The following is a 19,981-nucleotide window of genomic DNA, read 5'->3' as shown; positions in this document are numbered from 1 at the left end:
CATTTTGCCCATGTTTTAATTAACCGTATTGATTAGATCTATAATTATTGCAGTTAGCAAAGAGGTTGTAGCAAAAAATACTTTCACTCGGATTTGTCACGTTGAGCCTGTCGAAACGCTTTGCTATAAATTTATAGCAGGTCCTTCGACAAGCTCAGGATGACAAATTTTATATTTTATAACATCTGTGAAAATTAATTATTTCAAACTGCCAACCATGTCTTCTGGGCGTACCCACTCATCAAACTGTTCGTTGGTTAACAAGCCCAATTCTACAGCAGCAGCTTTTAACGTTTTATTTTCTTTATGTGCCTTCTTTGCAATTTTAGCTGCGTTTTCGTAGCCCACATGCGGATTCAAAGCCGTAACCAACATTAAAGAATTTTGTAAATGTTTCTCAATTTCTGGCAAGTTAGCGGTGATTCCTTCAGCACATTTATCGGTGAAAGAAACACAGGCATCGCCAATTAAGCGGGCCGACTGTAATACATTAGCCGCAATAAGCGGTTTAAACACATTAAGCTCGAAATGACCGCTCATCCCGCCCACTGAAACGGCAACATCGTTACCGATTACCTGTGCACAAACCATAGTTAAAGCCTCCGGTTGCGTAGGGTTAACTTTACCTGGCATAATTGAAGATCCCGGTTCATTATCAGGAATTACAATTTCGCCAATGCCACAACGCGGGCCAGAGCTTAACATTCTTACATCGTTTGCTACTTTCATTAAAGCAACCGCAGTACGTTTTAAAGCACCAGAAAGCTCTACCATTGCATCATGCGCTGCTAAAGCCTCAAATTTATTTGGAGCCGTAACAAAAGGTAAACCTGTTAAATCGGCAATTTTTTTAGCCACTAAAAAATCATATCCTTTTGGTGTATTTAAGCCAGTACCAACGGCGGTACCACCTAAAGCCAGCTCGGCAACCATAACCAAAGCATTTTTAATTGCCCTGATGCTGTTATCGATCTGTTGTACATAACCTGAAAATTCCTGCCCTAAGGTAAGTGGAGTAGCATCCATAAAGTGGGTACGCCCGGTTTTAACAATTGTACTGAATTCTGCTACTTTTTTGGCTAAAGTATTTCTTAATTTTTCTAAACCTGGAATGGTGTTTTCTACCGTAAGTTTATAGGCTGCAATGTGCATTGCAGTTGGATAAGTATCGTTTGATGATTGTGATTTATTTACATCATCGTTAGGGTGAAGTACTTTTTTATCGTCAGCTAATGAACCGCCATTAATTACATGAGCACGGTTTGCAATCACCTCATTGCCATTCATGTTACTTTGAGTACCCGAACCCGTTTGCCAGATTACCAATGGGAATTGATCATCCAACTGTCCGGCAATAATTTCATCACAAGCTTTAGCAATCAAATTAGCTTTTTCTGCAGATAATACACCCAGTTCGGTATTGGCAAGCGCAGCGGCTTTTTTCAGGTATCCAAAAGCGTGGATAATTTCTTTTGGCATCGAACCTTCTGGCCCGATTTTGAAGTTATTGCGTGAGCGTTCGGTTTGTGCACCCCAGTATTTGTCGGCAGGTACCTGCACCTCGCCCATGGTATCGTGTTCTATTCTGAAACTCATTATATTTTTGATTTTTGTTGTCGCAAATTTAGGTTTTTTGCCTTTTAAAGCGTTGTATTTATGTAAGATATTTGGTGGATAACAAAGAATTTCGTTAAAAGTCCTTATTCTTTTTGCCTGTACGTAAACTTTTATGCGGCAAGGCCGCTTCTACCAATGAAATCATATTCATACCTTTACCGCAAATATGCAGGGATTAGTTATTAAATCTACAGGGAGTTGGTATAGTGTTTTGGCCGATAATGGTGAACGCTATGATTGCCGGATTGTAGGGAAATTCAGGATTAAAGGACTTAAAACCACTAACCCGATTGCGGTTGGCGATAGGGTGAAATTTGATCTGGAACGGGATAGCAACCAGGGTTTGATACACGAAATGCTGCCACGTAAAAACTACATCATCCGCAAATCGATCAACCTAAGTAAGCAGGCGCAGATATTGGCTGCAAATTTGGATATGGCCATGTTGGTGGTTACGCTGGCTTCGCCCCGTACATCTTTAGGTTTCATAGATCGTTTTCTGGTTACCGCCGAGGCTTACGATGTACCTGCGGTTTTGGTGTTTAATAAACTCGATCTATTTAGTAAAGAGGGTTTAGAAATTCTTCAGGAGTTTAAAGATATATATGAAAATATCGGTTATGCCTGCTACGAAGTTTCGGCTTTAAAAGGCATTAACATTCCTATTATTCAGGAATTGATTACCGATAAAATTACGCTGATATCCGGTCACTCTGGCGTAGGAAAATCGAGTTTGATTAATGCATTATTGCCTGATCGCGATTTAAGAACAGGAGAAGTATCAGACTGGAGCGATAAAGGGCAGCATACCACTACGTTTGCCGAGATGTTCGAACTGCCGCAGGGTGGTTTTATTGTCGATTCTCCCGGAATTAGAGAATTAGGTGTGATCGATATCGAAAAAGAAGAACTTGGACATTTTTTTAGAGAAATCTTTAAAACCTCGCACAATTGTCGTTTTAACAACTGCAGGCATATTAACGAACCTGGCTGTGCTGTTTTAGCCGCGGTAAACGAGGGCGAAATTGCAGTTTCGAGGTATGAAAGTTACCTGAGCATTTACCACGGAAACGATACTCGTCATTAATTGAGTCGGAAGTCCGAAGTATGATGTTTGATAAAATACTTCTTGATTGAACTAACGAATTAGATTGAAAACCTTTACAAAAAATAAGTAATGAAATTTAAACTGGGAGATTTTGTGCGTTTTGTTGATGAAAAACGTGAAGGTTATGTAACTAAAATTATCGATAGCCAAACTTTGGGTGTTACCGATGAAGATGGTTTTGAGATACCTGTTGTGGTGAGTAATTTAACTTCTGTGCATGGTCATGGTGTAGTAGCCGAAGAGTTGGATGCTCCAAAACCCATCCAGGTAAATGTCCCCAGCATTAACAAAATCGAAAACGGTATTTATATAGCTGTTGCAACCGATGATAAGGCCGGTAATGTGGTACATTTCCACTTGCAGAACCATTCTCCAAATATTTTATTGGTAAGCTTAACTACCGAGCATAAAGAGAGGTATGCAGGTGCTTTTCATGGGATAATAGAATCTTACGGCTCTACTTTAGTTTATTCTGCTTCCTTGGCTGATCTTGACCTCTGGCCAGAATTTAATTTTCAGGTTTTAGTATTTAGCAAAGTTGATGTGAAACCTATCGATCCTTTGGTAATCCGTAAGAAATTTAGGGCAAAAGATTTTAGCACCGAACAAAAGGAATTACCTCAATTGAGAAATAAAGGCTGGTTAACCCGTTTGGATGATCTGGTTCCGCTAACCATCGATCCACAGAAATTAAAAGAAAGTTTTTTCAAATCAACTGAAGAGAAAAAAACAGTTGCAGCTCCTCAAAAAGAAATCGATCTGCATATTGAAAAACTGAGAGATGATCATCATTTTCTGGAAGCGGATGAAATGTTGCAGATTCAGATCAATCATTTTCAAACAGCAATGGATGCTGCAGTTGTGCATCATTTTGATAAGATCGTTTTTATCCATGGTTCTGGTAATGGCACTTTGCGAGATAAAATCCATAAACTGATCAGTAAAAACCCACACGTAAAAACATACATGGATGCCAGAAAAGAAAAATTTGGCTATGGTGCTACAGAAGTGGTTTTTAAATAAAATGTCATCCTAAGCCTATCGAAGGATAATCAGGTAATTTATCTTATTTAATCATTTGGGCGTTCCCTCTTCCATGATGAAAATCAGGAAGAGGTCGAGCTTTTCAGGGCTCCGCTTCGCTGCGGTATCGATGAAGACCTGTGAAACAAGCAAGCATACCGTAATTAAATAAAAACAGATGCTTAATCGGTACTGAACCCTTACAATCCCTAACGCAAAACCCAGCATCAATAAAATATTATTGGTGTAAGATATTACTATCTTACCAAATCGATTTTTACTGTGATCTTTTAAGATGTACGAAACGAAGAAAACTTTTCATTCCATCCGTCATTCTGAACTTGTTTCAGAATCTATTAGTAAATTAAGATTCTTCACTGCGTTCAGAATGACAAAAGAACTAAAACCCAAACTCCAAAACCACCACAATAGCATTATTGCTCAACGCTTCCAGCTCTACCTGTTCAATATCCCAGAGCGCTAAACCATCTCTTGCATGCATCAAGCAGCCTTCAATTTCGAAAGCCCATCAATAATAAAAGCATAGAACTGATGGTTTGGACTTTGCATTTTATAAATTGCATCTTCGCGACCAGCAAAAATACCTGCACTTAGCTTAAAAGGTAATTTGGGGCTGGAAATAATTTCGAGCAGCTGGTTCTGGTTTTTCTCAAAATCGAAACCGAAAAGCATTTCGCTTGCCCGCATCAAAAATATATCGGTTTTAATGCCAAACTGGATGTAATTAATCACATCGTTTTGATAAGGATTGCTGATTTCCAATACTTCGCCTTTACCCATATTCAACACCTGTACTTGCCCGGTTTCTAAAGTAAATTCTTTTCCATTGGCAACAATATCAATTCCGCCAATAATGGGCATAAATATCTGTAGCGAATCTTCTTTGCATAGAAAAAACGTAACCTTTTCGCCAGCAACCGATTCATCATTGCATAAAAATAAGTTACCAATGGCTTCTTTGTGCTCACTGTAATATTTCTCGAAATTAAAGGTGCTGTATCTTCTTAGTGCCGAAGTTTCTGTTAACCCCCGCTCATCGGCTAAAAATATTTTTCCAGGTGTGGATTCCATTGTTAATCAGTTTTTTTTCTCGACATGGCATAAAATTAAAAAAGACGCTAAGAAATCCTAACGTCTTTATGAAAATAAAACAATTATAAGGACTATACTATGCTTTTACATTTGATTTAAATGCACGTTCGAGCCCTGTTAAAAACAAAAAAAACGCTGAGAAATTGAGGTACGCTTTTTGCGATGATGTAATTTCTTTTTATAAAAGATTAAAACTAGCTTTGCCCCTATAATGAAACACCTGGTTACCATATCGCTTGTATTTTTTAGCTTAACACATTTGGCAAAAGCCGAACGCGTTGAAGGGCTAAGGATATTAAACGAATATTGTAATGAGCATAACATCAGTGTTAATTCAACGGGTAAAGAGTCGGTTCAACTTAATGAGGACCGTAATCCATACTTGTTATCGTATACCAAGCTAGCTTTAATCGGAACCCAAGCCCCGTTAAAAGTTGCAAAATATGTAAGCGTAAATCAGGTCATTGCTGATTTAACAATCAGAAAAAAACCGAAGAATAACAGCCCCTAGCTTTCTTTTCTATAAGATTTTTTGAGAGGTTTTTCGCCTCACTCATACCAACAACTGCCAAACTGACTTAAGAAAGACAATGGCTTGGTTGTTGTGGCCCACCAGTTTTTAATAGTAAATACGATTTAAAATATTATAATGTTAGGATTTTTAGCGAAGGTTTTCGGAAGTAAATCAGAAAGAGATATAAAGGCTATTCAGCCATTGGTTGTTAAAATTAACGAACACTACAGTAAACTGTCTGCGCTTAGCAACGATGAGTTACGTGGTAAAACCATAGAATTTAAAGAAAAAATTTCGGCCTTTTTAACCGAAATTGATGAGAAAATTTCAGCACTAAAAGCTGATGCAGAGAGCGAAGATTTAGATCTTCACCAAAAAACAGCCATTTATGATCAGGTTGATGCCTTAGGTAAAGAGCGCGATACAGAATTGGAGAAAGTACTTTTGGAAATCCTTCCCGAAGCTTTTGCTGTAATTAAAGAAACTTCTCGTCGTTTAAGCGAAAATGATTATTTAGAGGTTACCGCAACCCAGTTCGATAGAGATTACGCCGCAAGAAAAAACAATGTTAAAATTGTTGGCGATAAAGCACAATGGGCCAATAAATGGGATGCTGCAGGAACTGAAGTTGCCTGGAACATGGTACATTACGATGTACAGTTAATTGGTGGTATTGTATTGCACAGCGGTAAAATTGCTGAAATGGCTACTGGTGAGGGTAAAACCCTGGTAAGTACATTACCAGCTTATTTAAATGCATTAGCTGGTCAAGGTGTACACATTGTAACGGTGAATGATTACTTAGCCCGTCGTGATAGTGAGTGGAATGGCCCGTTATTCGAATTCCATGGTTTAAGTGTAGATTGTATTGATAAACATGAGCCTAACTCTGAAGAAAGAAGAAAAGCTTATGCTGCAGATATTACCTACGGAACCAATAACGAGTTCGGTTTTGATTACCTGCGTGACAATATGTCGCAAACACCTGATCAATTGGTGCAGCGCAAGCAGCATTTTGCAATGGTAGATGAGGTCGATTCAGTTTTGATTGATGATGCCCGTACCCCTTTGATTATTTCAGGTCCGATTCCACGTGGCGATGAACATGAGTTTTATGAATTAAAGCCACGCATCGAACGTTTGGTTAATGCACAAAAAGCTTATGTAACGCAAGCATTAAACGAAGCAAAGAAATTAATCAACGCAGGCAACAGCGGAACTGAAGAGGGGGAAGGTGGTTTAGCCTTATTACGTGCATACCGTGGTTTGCCAAAAAACAAAGCTTTAATTAAGTTTTTAAGTGAAAGCGGTGTTCGTGGTTTGTTGTTGAAAACCGAAAACCATTATATGGCAGATCAATCTAAGAATATGCCTAAGGTAGATTCTGAATTGTATTTCTATATAGATGAGAAAAATAACCAGGTTGAATTAACGGAAAAAGGTATCGAACTGATTACCCAATCAGGTGAAGATCCGAATTTCTTCGTATTGCCTGATGTAGGTACTGCAGTGGCAGATTTAGAGAAATCTGATCTTCCTTTAGAAGAAAAAGTAGTTCAAAAAGATGCCTTAATGCGCGATTATTCTGTTAAAGCAGAACGTATCCACTCGGTTAACCAGTTGTTAAAAGCTTATACCTTATTTGAGATTGATGTAGAATATATCATCGATGAAGGAAAGATTAAAATTGTTGATGAGCAAACAGGCCGTATTATGGATGGCCGTCGTTACTCTGATGGTTTACACCAGGCAATTGAGGCTAAAGAGAATGTAAAAGTTGAGGATGCTACCCAAACATATGCAACCGTAACCTTGCAAAATTATTTCCGTATGTACCATAAACTTTGTGGTATGACGGGTACAGCGACAACAGAAGCTGGTGAGTTTTGGTCGATCTATAAATTAGACGTAGTAGAAATTCCAACTAACAGAAATATTTCTAGAAAAGATGAACAGGATTACGTTTACCGTACTGTTCGCGAGAAATACAACGCCGTTGCTTCAGAAATTCAATTTCTTGTTTTTCCATATTCTCATTACGAAACAGAATACGAAACGGATAAAGAAGGTAACATAAAGCAAAAAGACGGCAAACCAGTAGTTAAATACGATCAAACAGGCAGAGCTGTACCTAAATTGGATGCTAAAGGTGCGTTAATTCCTGCGGTTAACCCTGAAACAGGGCAACTAGAGCCAAAAGCTGGTCGCCCGGTATTGGTGGGTACAACATCGGTAGAGATTTCTGAGTTGTTAAGCCGTATGCTTAAACTCCGCGGAATTAAACACAATGTATTAAATGCAAAAATGCACCAGAAAGAGGCCGATATTGTTGCCGAAGCTGGTCAGGCCGGAACCGTAACCATTGCAACCAACATGGCTGGTCGTGGTACCGATATTAAATTGGGTGCAGGTGTTAAAGAAGCTGGTGGTTTAGCCATTGTAGGTACCGAGCGTCACGAGTCTCGTCGTGTAGATAGACAGTTACGTGGCCGTGCAGGCCGTCAGGGTGATCCGGGCTCATCTCAGTTCTTCGTTTCATTAGAAGATAACTTAATGCGTTTATTTGGTTCAGAGCGTATTTCTGGTATCATGGTACGTATGGGTATCGAAGATGGTGAAGTGATCCAACACTCGATGATTACCAAATCTATCGAACGTGCACAGAAAAAAGTAGAAGAAAATAACTTTGGTATCCGTAAACGTTTATTGGAGTACGATGATGTGATGAACTCGCAACGTACCGTAATTTATGCTAAACGTAAAAATGCTTTATTTGGCGAGCGTTTAGATGTAGATATGAACAATATGGTTTTCGATGTTGCTGAAGATATCGTAAGCGAATATAAACAAGAAGGAAATTACGATGGTTTTAAACTGGAAGTAATCAAAAACTTCTCTTTAGATACGGCCATTACAGAAAAAGAATTTACTTCAACTAACATCCCTCAGTTAACTGAGCGGTTATTCGACGAAGCTGAGGCATTTTACGCACGTAAATCAGAAGCCATTATCCAACAATCATTACCAGTTTTAACCCAGGTTTATCAGGAACGTGGCGAGCACATCGAACAGATTGTGGTTCCGTTTACTGATGGTATCCGTGGTATTCAGGTAGCAGTTGATTTGAAGAAAGCAATCGACAACAAAGGAAAAGAAGTAGTTCGTTCATTCGAAAAAACTATTGTTTTAGCTTTGATCGATGATAGCTGGAAAGAGCATTTACGCGAAATGGACGATTTAAAACAATCTGTACAAAACGCAGTTTACGAACAGAAAGATCCATTGGTGATTTATAAAATGGAAGCTTTCAACCTGTTTAAAAACATGCTTAACGCGGTAAATAAAGAAGTAGTAAGTTTCTTATATAAAGGCGGTATCCCGGTTCAGCAAGAGCCAGATCAGGTTAGAGAAGCACCAGCCCCGGTAAAACAACCGAAGTTGCAAACTACTAAACAAGAATTTGGCAGAGAAGAACCAGGTATCGAGTTTGGCGATACGCGTGAACCCGTTCCACAACAGCCAATCCGTAAGGAAGCAACCGTTGGCAGAAACGAACCTTGCCCATGCGGTAGCGGTAAAAAATTCAAAAATTGCCACGGCGCTAATTTATAATTAGTATATATAATAGCTTATTGAGCCCCGACATTTTTTGTTGGGGCTTTTTTTATAACTAAATTTTTAATTCTCAAAGAAACACCTATATTTAGTGACGGTCAATTTGAAATTGGTAGGCAATTTCTTAATGATCAAAACTTAAAAATGGAGTCCAGAAACCATAAAAAACGGGGCGGAACTGAAAAGCCATAAGAGTAAGAACACAACACACACACAAATGAAAAAAGTTATTAACATTGCCGCTGTTTCAGCGACATTGCTGCTATCGAGCTGCGCCACTATTTTTACGGGAACCACCCAAACTGTTCAAATCAATTCAGATCCACCTGCCGCTACTATCGAAGTAGATGGTGTTAAAACAGGCGTTACACCAATGGCTGTGCCGCTAAAAAAGGGATTTACCGGACAAACCATCAGTTTAAAACTTGATGGTTATGAAACCAAAACATTTCAGCCCCAATCTACATTTAATGCCGTATCTGTGGTAAATTTCTTGTTTATTCCAGGATTTATTGTTGATGCTGCTACAGGAGCGATGATGAAATATGATCCAAAAGTTTATGAATTTACACTTGAAGCTAAGAAGTCGAATTAATTAATCGCTTAATTTTTTTTTCTTAAAGCCGGATTTCGAAAGGAATCTGGCTTTTTTATTAGTGCGATTATCGCGATCAATCGTCATTTCCGCAGTGGAGAAATCTTACACGATTAATCATTTTAAAAGATTTTGCTTCGCAGAGCCTTCGGGTTCTCGACTTCACTGCGTTTCGCTCGAAATGACGAACCGAAAAAACTACTCAAATAATAACTATTTGTTTAACCCATAAAGAATGCCGATTTTTGCAACGATTTCGGCATTCTTGTTGTTAAGAAGAAATGAGATGATATTTTATTCATCTGCTCACTAAATGCCAAGGTCTTTTACACATGAAAACAATATTAACTTTTATAGGCTGTTTGTTCCTTTTTACCACTGCTTTTGCACAAAAAGGAGAGGTTACGGTTATAAAAGATCCCTTAATTGATAGTTTAATTGCCAAACGGTTACAAGTTTATAAGACTTCTGGAGAGGTGAAACCGGGCAAACCCATTGTTTCGGCTTATGGTTACCGCGTACAGATTTTCTATGGGTCAGACCGGCGTGAGGTTTTTAGCGAACAGGCCAGGTTTAAAGGACTTTATCCTAAATATAATACCTACCTCGTTTATAAAGAACCTAACTATTATGTTCGAGTGGGCGATTTTAGAACACGTTTGGAAGCGCAACGCCTTATAAATGAACTCAGACCAAACTTCCCTACACTGTTTATTTTTAGGGAGAAAATTAATGCACCAAGTTTAGATACCACAACAAGTAATGATCAAAAATAAAATCCAAGAACTAGCTGCCAACATTTTTAACGATGTAGTAGGCTATCGTCAACATATCCATGCCAATCCTGAATTATCTTTCAAAGAATTCGAAACCTCATTGTTCATCAAGGATAAATTAAAAAAATGGGGAATTGAATATACCGATTGTGCCAATACAGGTGTGGTAGGTTTAATTAAGGGCAACCAGCCATCTGATAAAGTAATTGCCTTACGTGCCGATATGGATGCTTTACCTATTCACGAAGCAAACGACAAACCTTACCGTTCTAAAAACCATGGTGTAATGCATGCCTGCGGACACGATGTTCACACTTCTTCACTTTTAGGAACAGCTCATATCCTAAACCAAATGAAAGATGAATTCGGTGGAACCATCAAATTGATCTTCCAGCCCGCAGAGGAGTTATTACCAGGTGGAGCGAGTATCATGATTAAAGAAGGTGTGTTGGAAAATCCAAAACCTGATTATATTGTTGGTCAACATGTAATGCCGTTAATTGATGCTGGTAAAGTAGGTTTCCGTTCAGGTATTTACATGGCCTCAACCGATGAATTGTACGTTACTGTAACTGGGAAAGGTGGTCATGGCGCGCAGCCTCACCAAAATATTGATCCGGTTTTAATTGCATCGCATATCATTATTGCTTTGCAACAGATTGTTAGTCGCAATGCCGATCCGCGTACGCCTTCGGTTTTATCTTTTGGTAAGGTAAATGCCAATGGCGCAACCAACATTATTCCAAATGAAGTGAAAATCGAGGGCACATTTAGGACCCTGGATGAAAACTGGAGAGATGAAGCACATAAACGCATGAAAAAAATGGCTGAAGGAATTGCCGAAAGTATGGGGGGAAGCTGCGATTTTGATATTCACAGAGGTTATCCATTTTTAATTAACGAAGAAAAACTAACCGCAAATGCAAAGACCTTTGCCGAAGAATTTTTGGGGAAAGACAATGTGGTTGATTTAGATATCTGGATGGCTGCCGAAGATTTTTCTTTCTACTCGCAGGTAACAGATGCATGTTTTTATCGTTTAGGTACTGGGAACGCCGTAAAAGACACACAATATTCAGTACATACCCCTCGATTTGATATTGATGAAGACGCCTTAAAAATATCAACAGGATTAATGGCTTATATTGCTTTAAAACAATTAGGAAATTAATGATAAGGTGGAGGATGTAAGATGAACGGAATTAATCTTTCTCCCGTTTTACATCTTTTATGATACATTATCCATTTTACCGTTTACATCTACCTTCCATGAAAAAAGTATTTTTGTTTTTATTGTTAACGTCGCTCTTTTACACAGGTTTTGCTCAGGAAATCAACCGTTTTAATCCTGATACAATTAAAACCATTACCCTCGATTCTACAGTAAATATCAAAGCCGAAAAGTTGAATGTAGAGACATTTATCAGAAAGGTAATGTACGATACTTCCTTTTATCAGTCGTTTAGGGATATGAAACGTTATTCTTTCATTGCCGAAAACAGGATTTACAGTTACGATAAAAAGAACAAGGTTGATGGGAAAATTTACCGTAAAATAAGACATAACAATAGCGGGCCTTATAAAATGGAGTATCTGGTAAAACAGGATACCGGCAAAATTTATAAGAAAAACGGCAAATACCAACTTTATACAGTAGAGATGTTCGATTACATTTTTATGAATGCCTACAACACCGATTTTGTACCCAATGCACCCAAACCTGACGGAAAGGGCGGAACAAACGAAAGTTATAAAGACAAGCTCAAAACATTGATCTTTAATCCTGGCCGGCCGGTAAAAGTTCCTTTTATTGGCAGTAAAACTGAAATTTTTTCGGCCAATATGCGCCAGTATTATGATTATGGTTTCACAAGCGGCACTTATCTCGATTCTATTCCTGTGTATCGTTTTAAGGTTTCAGTTAAGCCTGATTTAAGCAGCTGGACAAAAGATGGCATCATGATTAAGGAGCTGGTTACCATTTTTGATAAACGAAATTTCAATATTCTGGGGCGTTATGTAGACATGAAATACAGCAACATGCTTTTCGATTTTGATGTGCAGATGAATATAGAAATGGGCTATTTCGGAGAGGATAAATTACCAACCAAAATTACCTATCAAGGTAACTGGGATTATCCTTTCAAAAAGGAAGAACGGGCTAGTTTTTTAATCGTACACAAAGATTATAAACTCGAAAAGGGCAAATAAGGATTTGACTATCGCATAAAAAGATTTATTATCTTTAAACGATTATTTAAACCGATAAATATGCAATCCCTTTCGCCGTTAAAATTTAAAATATCATTAGCTTTATCACTGTTTTTGAGCCTTCATGTGCATGCACAGGTGCTCACTTCAAAACAGATCGATAGTGTTGTAGAAAAAACACTTACCACCTTTAATGTTCCTGGAATTGCAGTTTCTGTAATCAAAGACGGTAAAATTATCCACTTAAAAGGTTATGGCGTAAGCTCCATTAAAACCAATAAAAAGGTTGATGAGAATACCCTTTTTGGTGTGGCATCAAACACAAAAGCTTTCACCGCTGCCGCTTTGGGTATGCTGGTTGATGAAAAGAAAATTACCTGGGATACAAAAGTGACCGACGTAATTCCGGAGTTTAAAATGTACGATGCCTATGTAACTAGCGAATTTACCATCCGCGATCTGCTTACACACCGTAGTGGTTTGGGTTTAGGCGCTGGCGATTTAATGATCTGGCCAGATTCGTCAATAGTAAATAAAAAACAACTGATCCATAACCTCCGCTATTTAAAACCAGTTTCTTCTTTCCGTACAAAATATGATTACGACAACCTGATGTATATTGTTGCAGGCGATGTGGTAGCAAGGGTTTCTGGAATTACATATGAAGATTTTATTGAGAGCAGGATTATTAAACCATTAGGCATGACTAAAACGGCAGCTTCATGGTACCGCTTAAAAGACAAATCGAATGTAATTGATGGCCATGCCCCTTACGAAGGTAAACTGCTTCCTGTAGGACTAAGTTTTGGAGAGATCGCAAATGCGGCTGGTGGGATTTATTCGAACGTTACCGATATGAGCAAATGGGTAATGGCGATGATCAATGGAGGGAAATACGGTGAGGCATTGGACAAGAAATTATTCAGCCCTGCTGTAGCAAGAGAACTTTGGACCCCACAGACCATTATTGCAGGTGGCAATCCAGCCGCTTTTAGCAGCTATGGCTTAGGTTGGTTTTTGAGTAATGTAAATGGCAATTTTCAGGCAACACATACAGGCGGTCTGTCAGGGATTGTAACACAGGTAACGATTATTCCAGAGATGAAATTGGGCATTATTGTATTAACCAATCAGCAATCTGGTGCTGCTTTTAATTCAATCACCAATTCGATTAAAGATGGTTATCTTGGGATTAAAGGACAGGACAGGATTAAAACCTATAACGATAACAGGCTCAGAAACGAAAAACAGGCTGATGAAATGGTAAGCAAAGTTTGGAACGATATTGCAGCTCAACAAAAACTATCGGCCACAAAGCCAGATGCTAAAAATTATTATGGCACTTTCCACGATGCCTGGTTCGGCGATGTAAACATCAGTGAGGTGAATGGCAAGATGCATTTTCAAGCTAAAAATGCTCTAAAATTGAAAGGTGATATGACTTACTACAAAGGAAATACCTTTATTGTAAAATGGTATGATAGAAGCTTAGATGCTGATGCTTTTGTTAATTTTAGTTTAGATAACAATGCTTTGGCCGATGGTTTTAAAATGGAAGCGATTTCGCCGCTAACCGATTTTAGTTTCGATTTCCAGGACCTGGATTTTAAAAAGGCCGATAAAAAATAACCTAACCAATTATACACAATGAAAACACTATTAAAAACAAGTATTTTACTAAGCTTTTGCTTAATTGCATTAACATCAATGACATTTAAACCAAAAAGGATTATCTTCTTTGGCGATTCGATTACCCAACAGGGTGTTTCAAAAAACGGATATGTAACCCTGATCAAAAAATCGCTCGATTCTACTAAATACGATATAATTGGGGCCGGAATAGGAGGTAACAAAGTTTACGATTTATACCTGCGTTTAGAAGATGATGTGCTGAACAAGAAACCCGATTTAGTGGTCATTTACGTAGGTATTAATGATGTTTGGCATAAACAATCTTCTCATACCGGAACCGATTATGATAAATATTTAAAGTTTTATCAGGCACTGATTAATAAAATTCAAGGTGTGGGTAGCAAAGTGGTATTGGTTACTCCATCAGTTGTTGGTGAGAAAAAGGATGGCACCAATGAGTTAGATGCCGATTTAAATAAATATGCTGAAGGGATTAGAACATTAGCTGCAAAAAACAATCTCCCTATATGCGATTTAAGGAAAATTTTTGCAGAATACGAGGCGAAAAATAATCCAGAAGATAAAGAAAAAGGTATTTTAACCGTTGATAGAGTACATTTAAATGAAACAGGTAATAAATTGGTTGCCGATCAGTTATTGCCTTTGGTAAAATAGTAAGTTTTTAAACCGCAGAGCGCGCAAAGTATTCCGCAAAGAACACAAAGAAATTTTCTCTGTGTTCTTTGTGTTTTTTCTCTGTTATCTTTGTGGTTAAATAAGAAGAGGAAAGAGCTGTGCGTATATGATAAACCGCGAAACGATAGATAAGATAATGGATACCGCCCGAATTGAGGAGGTAGTTGGGGATTTTGTGCACTTAAAAAAACGCGGAACCAGTTTAATTGGTAATTGCCCATTCCACGGCGAAAAAACGCCTTCCTTTCACGTATCGGTAACTAAAGGCATTTATAAATGTTTTGGTTGCGGTAAAGGAGGCGATTCGGTGCGCTTCATTATGGATCATGAAAAATATTCATATCCGGAGGCACTTAAATTTTTAGCCAATAAATACAATATAGAAGTTGAGGAAGCTGAACTAAGCCCTCAGGATGCCGAAGCACAAAGTGCCAAAGAAAGCCTTTACGTAGTTTCGCAGTACGCTGCTGCATTTTTTGTAAAACAGCTTTGGGAAACAGATGAAGGAAAGGGAATAGGCCTGAGCTATTTTAAAGAACGTGGCTTTAGGGAAGACATCCTTAAAAAATTCGAGGTGGGTTATTCTCCCGATGTATGGGATGCAATGACGCAAAGCGCAATCAACTCCGGACATAAATTGGAGTTTTTAGAAGCCACCGGATTATCGATCAAAAATGATAACGGCAAAATTTACGATCGCTTCCGCGGTCGGGTAATGTTTCCAATTCATAACTTTACCGGAAGGATTATTGGTTTTGGTGGTAGAACGCTAAAAACGGATAAAAACGTTCCGAAATATGTAAACTCACCTGAAAGCGAAATTTATCACAAGTCGAATGTGCTTTATGGTTTATTCCACGCCAAAAAAGCCATCCGCGATTTAGATAACTGTTACCTGGCCGAGGGTTATGCCGATGTACTTTCGGTACATCAGGCTGGTATAGAAAATGTAGTCGCCTCATCGGGTACTTCGTTAACTGTAGAACAGATTAAACTGATCGGAAGATTTACCCAAAACATTACCATTTTATTTGATGGCGATGCTGCAGGTATTAAAGCTTCGCTCCGTGGCTTGGATATGATTTTGGAAGAAGGACTGAACGTGAAAATCGTTTCCTTCCCCGATGGTCACGATCCTGATTCTTATATGCACCATGTTGGTGCGGGCGCTTTTAAAACCTATCTTGAGGAGAACAGAAAAGATTTTATTTTATACAAGGCGAATGTGCTGCTTAAAGATGCAGGAAATGATCCAATCAAAAGAGCAGGCATTATCCGCGATATTGTAGAAAGTATTGCCAAAATCCCTGACCCGATTAAAGCATCTGTTTTTATCCGTGAGTGTAGCAGTTTACTTGAAATTGATGAGCATATCTTGCTGAGTGAGTTAAATAAAATGCGCTCGGCTAAGCTTAAGAAAAGTTTCGATAGTAACCAACGGGCAAATCCTTCATCAAGTCCAAAACCATATTCATCAGGTGCACCAGAACCACTTGGCCCTCCCGATGATTTATGGGATGACAGTGTAGGCCCAATGGGTCATGAAGCACCCATAGAAGAAAATGAGCATCAGGAAAAGGAAATTGTACGCTTATTACTGGCTTTCGGGCATGAATTTGTAAACTGGGATAAAATTGATGATATGTACATTGGCTCATTCATCATGCAGAATCTGAGCGATGTAGAATTTGATGATCCACTCTGCAAAAGAATTATCGATTATTATAAATCAGAAATCGATAACGGCCGATTACCTACATCGAACCACTTTGTTAAACATGAGGATAGAGATATTGCCGATTTGGCCATTACACTTTCCACCTCAGAATATGCTTTAAGTGAGAACTGGTTAAATAAACATCTTATCTATGTTAAAGATGAAACGATGAATTTAAAAGCGACTATTTTAGGGGGTATTTTTCACCTTAAAAAGCGTAAAGTCGAAAAAATATTGATGAACCTGTTAAAAGAAATTAAAGAGGAGAAGAACGAGGATAACCAAATGATTTTAATGCAACGTTATGGCGTAATTAAAGGGGTTGAACGAGAAATCTCTAAATTCCTGGGCTCTGTTATTGTTAAGTAAAATACAAATGACAGGAGTTCTGTAGAGATTTCGTCATCTCGACTGCGTTGTACTCCGCTCGAAATGAAGGCTTTTCAATCATGACGATCGTCCTAGATAAAGAAGCTATAAAATTCATTCAAAACTCACTCATTCAATAATTGTTAGGAATGGCATTACACAACGAATTAGGTAAAGAAGGAGAAAGTATTGCCAAACGGTATCTGGAAGATAGCGGATACGAGATTTTAGATGAAAACTGGACGTATGGTAAAGCAGAGGTAGATCTAATCGTTTATAAAAACGGGATCATTTTTTGTAGAAGTTAAATCCCGGAGTTCGGTCGCTTTCGGCGAACCTGAAGAATTTGTACACCAAGCGAAGCAAATTCAGATGGAATTGGCCACTAATGCCTATATTGAATTAATGAACCATCAAAATGATATCCGTTTTGATATTATTGCAATTACATTTACAAAAAACAAAAATTATAATTTAAATCACATTGAAGATGCGTTTTGGCCTGAAGATTAACCCCATTAAAAGTTTCATGTTTATCGGAATTACACTTGCATTTGTAAGTTCATGTAAAGACGATTCTACCACAACCTACCGTAGCTTTATTTCACCAATGACTGGTCTTAATGTGCCGTCAGGGAATGAATTTGAGGTTAAAGTACAGTTTGGCGCAGAACAAAAAGTAGACTCCGTAGTTTACTTGATCGATACCGTTAAAATGATCTCAAAAGCCGATACTTCGGCCATCAAACTTAAAACTGAAGGTTTGAAATTGGGTAACCACTTGGTAACAGCCAAAATATTTGGTGCTGGAAAATCTGAAGATTTAACCTCGAACATTAATGTTTTAGCAGCTCAGGTACCAATGGAATATACCTATAAAGTGATTAAAACCTTGCCTCACGATACCTCTTCTTATGTAGAGGGCTTAGAATATCATGATGGCTTTTTCTACGAAAGTGCTGGCGATTATGGTCATTCCAGTTTGCGTAAAGTGGAACCATCTACGGGCAAAATCCTTCAGAAAGCAGATTTAGATAAACAATATTTCGGAGAAGGCATAACCGTAATCGGAAACAAAATTATTCAGCTAACTTACCGCGAAAAAGTTGGCTTCGTATATGATAAAGCTACCTTTAAAAAACTATCTGAATTTTCGTACACTATTGGCAGAGAAGGATGGGGCCTGGCTTTTGATGGCGAGAAAGTATTGAATACCGATGGTTCGAACACCATCTTTTTCTTAAATAAAGATACTTATCAAAAAATTGGTTCGATTGATGTTTTTGATAACAAAGGCGCAATCCAAAACCTGAATGAACTTGAAATTATTGATGGTAAAATTTATGCAAATGTTTACACTACAAATGAAATCCTCATCATCAATCCGGCAACGGGTGCCGTTGAAAGCAAGATCGATTTATCTGGTTTGTTGCCTGCAGATTATTTTAAAACTGAAGATGAAAAAGCCAATAATGTATTGAACGGTATTGCTTACGACAAGGCAAGCAAAAGGCTTTTTGTAGCCGGTAAAAAGTGGCCACATATTTTTCAGATTGAGTTGATTAAGAAATAAGTAGGGTCGGACTTATAACAGATTGTGAAAGAGTAATCGTCATCTCGACTGAAGCGTAGCGAAACGGAGAGATCTATTATTATAGATTTCTCGACTGCGTTGCACTCCTCCGCTCGAAATGACGATTTATCGAGTCAGATTTTCTACTCTTAATCCTGTTTCTTGGGTTCGTCTAAATAACCGTTAAAAATAATGGGTTGTTTATTCATGCTGCTTGCCGTTAATGAGGCATAGCCACTGGTGGAGATATTGATGGTAAACCGATAGTTTTCTCTTTTTACATCCTTTGTATTAATCTGGATGGTGTACGATCCTTTTTTATTCTTCGATTCTGTGTAGGTAAAATCTTTAGAGGTAAATTTAATACCACCTTGAGTAGGATCCATCGGAGCAGAGAACGATCTGCCATAATAAGGTAAGTAAGCAACAATACTGTCTTTAGTAACCTTAACATCGTATTGCGAACCCGTCAGGTTTATAGAGCCACCACCCTGACTGCCTGGCATCATCGCTAATACTCTGTTAATATCATTATTCGACATCGGCAGGGCGGTATTGGCAACAAAAGTATAATTTTTATCCGCTACAATTTTCAGTGTAGTTTCCTTATTGGTTTGGGCAAATAATTGAACCCCAATCAAAAGAAAGGCAAGGCTCAATATTAAATTTAAACGTTTCATAATGTGTGTTTTAAATGTGTAATAATTTAAAGATGCACAGATTTGAAAGATTCCATAATAGTGCCAAAAAATGGACGGTGGCGCAAATTTAACGATTTTAGTTTTTATATAGTGGATTTACCTTTTCCGAATAACTCGATTTGTATAACGGATTACTTTTCTCAGTTGCAGAAGCTCCCATTGCTGTGAATTTATAGGTGCCTGCAGAAAGGTTGTTGAGTTCAATTTCTCCGTTTTCGTTAGTAATTAAAGTGATTAAATTGCCTCCAGGATTTTTACCACCTTTAACTATTATACCGCCAATAGGTGAGCCCGCTACCCTCGATTTCGGGTTAGTGGAAGGTACAGAAATGATAAATTTATAATTCCCTGCACTAGCATTGTTAAATTCTATTTCGCCATTTTTATTAGTTAGCAGGCTAATTGAATTGCCTCCCGGATTTTTACCTCCTTTAACCACAATACCACCTATAGGTTGTCCGGCCACAAAACTTACTTCGCCACTGGTCATGTCTAGTTTACCTTTGATAGATTTCATGATGCAAGGGAAATGTGATTCAGGATAGTTTAGCTTACAATAATCACAGTAATGCCCCTCGGGAGCCTGAGTTCGTAACTGTTGCGTGTTTGTTTCTTTGGTTTCTATTGATGTTACAGTTCTTTTAACTTGAGCCAGAACAGTAAATGAAATCGATAGCAGAAATACCGCTATAGCAGCTCCTTTTTTCATAAAATTTGATTA

The 19,981-nt window shown here is 38.2% G+C and carries 18 protein-coding genes; 14 read left to right on the top strand and 4 right to left on the bottom strand.

The window, feature by feature from the left end; translation table 11 throughout:
• Nucleotides 1–198: 198 nt before the first annotated feature.
• On the bottom strand, nucleotides 199–1,596 hold the full coding sequence (gene fumC, locus EYS08_RS01130) for a class II fumarate hydratase (RefSeq protein WP_131028029.1): 1,398 nt from the start codon (nucleotides 1,594–1,596) through the stop codon (nucleotides 199–201).
• Between the two features lie 187 nt (nucleotides 1,597–1,783).
• Between fumC and rsgA the strand changes: the two genes are divergently transcribed.
• Nucleotides 1,784–2,704 (top strand): ribosome small subunit-dependent GTPase A, encoded by a 921-nt coding sequence (rsgA, locus tag EYS08_RS01125; RefSeq protein WP_131028028.1) that lies wholly within the window; start codon nucleotides 1,784–1,786, stop codon nucleotides 2,702–2,704.
• 90 nt (nucleotides 2,705–2,794) lie between these two features.
• Nucleotides 2,795–3,748, top strand: coding sequence for a Smr/MutS family protein (locus EYS08_RS01120; protein ID WP_131028027.1), 954 nt, complete (start codon nucleotides 2,795–2,797; stop codon nucleotides 3,746–3,748).
• 501 nt (nucleotides 3,749–4,249) lie between these two features.
• Here EYS08_RS01120 and EYS08_RS01115 read toward each other — a convergent pair.
• Nucleotides 4,250–4,840, bottom strand: coding sequence for a hypothetical protein (locus EYS08_RS01115; RefSeq protein WP_131028026.1), 591 nt, complete (start codon nucleotides 4,838–4,840; stop codon nucleotides 4,250–4,252).
• Between the two features lie 232 nt (nucleotides 4,841–5,072).
• Here EYS08_RS01115 and EYS08_RS01110 point away from each other — a divergent pair, with 232 nt between their 5' ends.
• From EYS08_RS01110 to EYS08_RS01060, 12 genes are all read left to right on the top strand, one after another.
• On the top strand, nucleotides 5,073–5,372 hold the full coding sequence (locus EYS08_RS01110; RefSeq protein WP_131028025.1) for a hypothetical protein: 300 nt from the start codon (nucleotides 5,073–5,075) through the stop codon (nucleotides 5,370–5,372).
• A 138-nt stretch (nucleotides 5,373–5,510) separates the two neighbouring features.
• A complete protein-coding gene (locus tag EYS08_RS01105; protein ID WP_131028024.1) occupies nucleotides 5,511–8,987 on the top strand; it encodes a preprotein translocase subunit SecA in 3,477 nt (1,158 codons plus the stop codon).
• Nucleotides 8,988–9,207: 220 nt separating this feature from the next.
• Complete coding sequence (locus tag EYS08_RS01100; RefSeq protein ID WP_131028023.1) at nucleotides 9,208–9,585, top strand: PEGA domain-containing protein; 378 nt, start codon at nucleotides 9,208–9,210, stop codon at nucleotides 9,583–9,585.
• Nucleotides 9,586–9,917: 332 nt separating this feature from the next.
• On the top strand, nucleotides 9,918–10,361 hold the full coding sequence (locus tag EYS08_RS01095; RefSeq protein WP_131028022.1) for an SPOR domain-containing protein: 444 nt from the start codon (nucleotides 9,918–9,920) through the stop codon (nucleotides 10,359–10,361).
• Nucleotides 10,348–11,532, top strand: coding sequence for a M20 metallopeptidase family protein (locus EYS08_RS01090; RefSeq protein ID WP_131028021.1), 1,185 nt, complete (start codon nucleotides 10,348–10,350; stop codon nucleotides 11,530–11,532). Before EYS08_RS01095 ends, EYS08_RS01090 begins: the two co-directional genes overlap by 14 nt.
• Nucleotides 11,533–11,630: 98 nt before the next feature.
• Nucleotides 11,631–12,572: a hypothetical protein gene (locus tag EYS08_RS01085; RefSeq protein ID WP_131028020.1), complete on the top strand. Its 942-nt coding sequence runs from the start codon at nucleotides 11,631–11,633 to the stop codon at nucleotides 12,570–12,572.
• Nucleotides 12,573–12,632: 60 nt separating this feature from the next.
• On the top strand, nucleotides 12,633–14,201 hold the full coding sequence (locus EYS08_RS01080; protein WP_131028019.1) for a serine hydrolase: 1,569 nt from the start codon (nucleotides 12,633–12,635) through the stop codon (nucleotides 14,199–14,201).
• 18 nt (nucleotides 14,202–14,219) lie between these two features.
• Nucleotides 14,220–14,879, top strand: a complete 660-nt coding sequence (locus EYS08_RS01075) for an SGNH/GDSL hydrolase family protein (protein ID WP_131028018.1) — start codon at nucleotides 14,220–14,222, stop codon at nucleotides 14,877–14,879.
• Between the two features lie 127 nt (nucleotides 14,880–15,006).
• Nucleotides 15,007–16,986, top strand: a complete 1,980-nt coding sequence (gene dnaG, locus EYS08_RS01070; protein WP_131028017.1) for a DNA primase — start codon at nucleotides 15,007–15,009, stop codon at nucleotides 16,984–16,986.
• 149 nt (nucleotides 16,987–17,135) lie between these two features.
• Entirely contained in the window at nucleotides 17,136–17,294 is a 159-nt protein-coding gene (locus tag EYS08_RS26510) for a YraN family protein (RefSeq protein WP_317130066.1), read from the top strand.
• A gap of 64 nt (nucleotides 17,295–17,358) precedes the next feature.
• The gene (locus EYS08_RS26560) at nucleotides 17,359–17,499 is read left to right on the top strand and encodes a PDDEXK family nuclease (protein ID WP_394343098.1); all 141 of its coding nucleotides are present in this window, start codon (nucleotides 17,359–17,361) and stop codon (nucleotides 17,497–17,499) included.
• Nucleotides 17,500–17,515: 16 nt separating this feature from the next.
• A complete protein-coding gene (locus EYS08_RS01060; protein ID WP_244215826.1) occupies nucleotides 17,516–18,559 on the top strand; it encodes a glutaminyl-peptide cyclotransferase in 1,044 nt (347 codons plus the stop codon).
• Nucleotides 18,560–18,708: 149 nt separating this feature from the next.
• Here the strand turns inward: EYS08_RS01060 and EYS08_RS01055 are convergent, their stop codons facing one another.
• Nucleotides 18,709–19,239: a DUF4251 domain-containing protein gene (locus EYS08_RS01055; RefSeq protein ID WP_131028015.1), complete on the bottom strand. Its 531-nt coding sequence runs from the start codon at nucleotides 19,237–19,239 to the stop codon at nucleotides 18,709–18,711.
• A 97-nt stretch (nucleotides 19,240–19,336) separates the two neighbouring features.
• Entirely contained in the window at nucleotides 19,337–19,969 is a 633-nt protein-coding gene (locus EYS08_RS01050) for a prealbumin-like fold domain-containing protein (protein WP_131028014.1), read from the bottom strand.
• Nucleotides 19,970–19,981 lie beyond the last annotated feature (12 nt).

The organism is Pedobacter kyonggii (genome assembly GCF_004310665.1).
GTDB classification, from domain to species: Bacteria; Bacteroidota; Bacteroidia; order Sphingobacteriales; family Sphingobacteriaceae; genus Pedobacter; species Pedobacter kyonggii.
The sequence above is the reverse complement of the archived record's forward strand: the minus strand, read 5'-3'. Positions and strand labels throughout refer to the sequence as shown.

Bases quoted from the DNA above. Each gene is read 5' to 3' on its own strand.
- fumC (WP_131028029.1), bottom strand. From the start codon at position 1,596: ATGAGTTTCAGAATAGAACACGATACCATGGGCGAGGTGCAGGTACCT.
- rsgA (WP_131028028.1), top strand. From the start codon at position 1,784: ATGCAGGGATTAGTTATTAAATCTACAGGGAGTTGGTATAGTGTTTTG.
- EYS08_RS01120 (WP_131028027.1), top strand. From the start codon at position 2,795: ATGAAATTTAAACTGGGAGATTTTGTGCGTTTTGTTGATGAAAAACGT.
- EYS08_RS01115 (WP_131028026.1), bottom strand. From the start codon at position 4,840: ATGGAATCCACACCTGGAAAAATATTTTTAGCCGATGAGCGGGGGTTA.
- EYS08_RS01110 (WP_131028025.1), top strand. From the start codon at position 5,073: ATGAAACACCTGGTTACCATATCGCTTGTATTTTTTAGCTTAACACAT.
- EYS08_RS01105 (WP_131028024.1), top strand. From the start codon at position 5,511: ATGTTAGGATTTTTAGCGAAGGTTTTCGGAAGTAAATCAGAAAGAGAT.
- EYS08_RS01100 (WP_131028023.1), top strand. From the start codon at position 9,208: ATGAAAAAAGTTATTAACATTGCCGCTGTTTCAGCGACATTGCTGCTA.
- EYS08_RS01095 (WP_131028022.1), top strand. From the start codon at position 9,918: ATGAAAACAATATTAACTTTTATAGGCTGTTTGTTCCTTTTTACCACT.
- EYS08_RS01090 (WP_131028021.1), top strand. From the start codon at position 10,348: ATGATCAAAAATAAAATCCAAGAACTAGCTGCCAACATTTTTAACGAT.
- EYS08_RS01085 (WP_131028020.1), top strand. From the start codon at position 11,631: ATGAAAAAAGTATTTTTGTTTTTATTGTTAACGTCGCTCTTTTACACA.
- EYS08_RS01080 (WP_131028019.1), top strand. From the start codon at position 12,633: ATGCAATCCCTTTCGCCGTTAAAATTTAAAATATCATTAGCTTTATCA.
- EYS08_RS01075 (WP_131028018.1), top strand. From the start codon at position 14,220: ATGAAAACACTATTAAAAACAAGTATTTTACTAAGCTTTTGCTTAATT.
- dnaG (WP_131028017.1), top strand. From the start codon at position 15,007: ATGATAAACCGCGAAACGATAGATAAGATAATGGATACCGCCCGAATT.
- EYS08_RS26510 (WP_317130066.1), top strand. From the start codon at position 17,136: ATGGCATTACACAACGAATTAGGTAAAGAAGGAGAAAGTATTGCCAAA.
- EYS08_RS26560 (WP_394343098.1), top strand. From the start codon at position 17,359: ATGGAATTGGCCACTAATGCCTATATTGAATTAATGAACCATCAAAAT.
- EYS08_RS01060 (WP_244215826.1), top strand. From the start codon at position 17,516: ATGTTTATCGGAATTACACTTGCATTTGTAAGTTCATGTAAAGACGAT.
- EYS08_RS01055 (WP_131028015.1), bottom strand. From the start codon at position 19,239: ATGAAACGTTTAAATTTAATATTGAGCCTTGCCTTTCTTTTGATTGGG.
- EYS08_RS01050 (WP_131028014.1), bottom strand. From the start codon at position 19,969: ATGAAAAAAGGAGCTGCTATAGCGGTATTTCTGCTATCGATTTCATTT.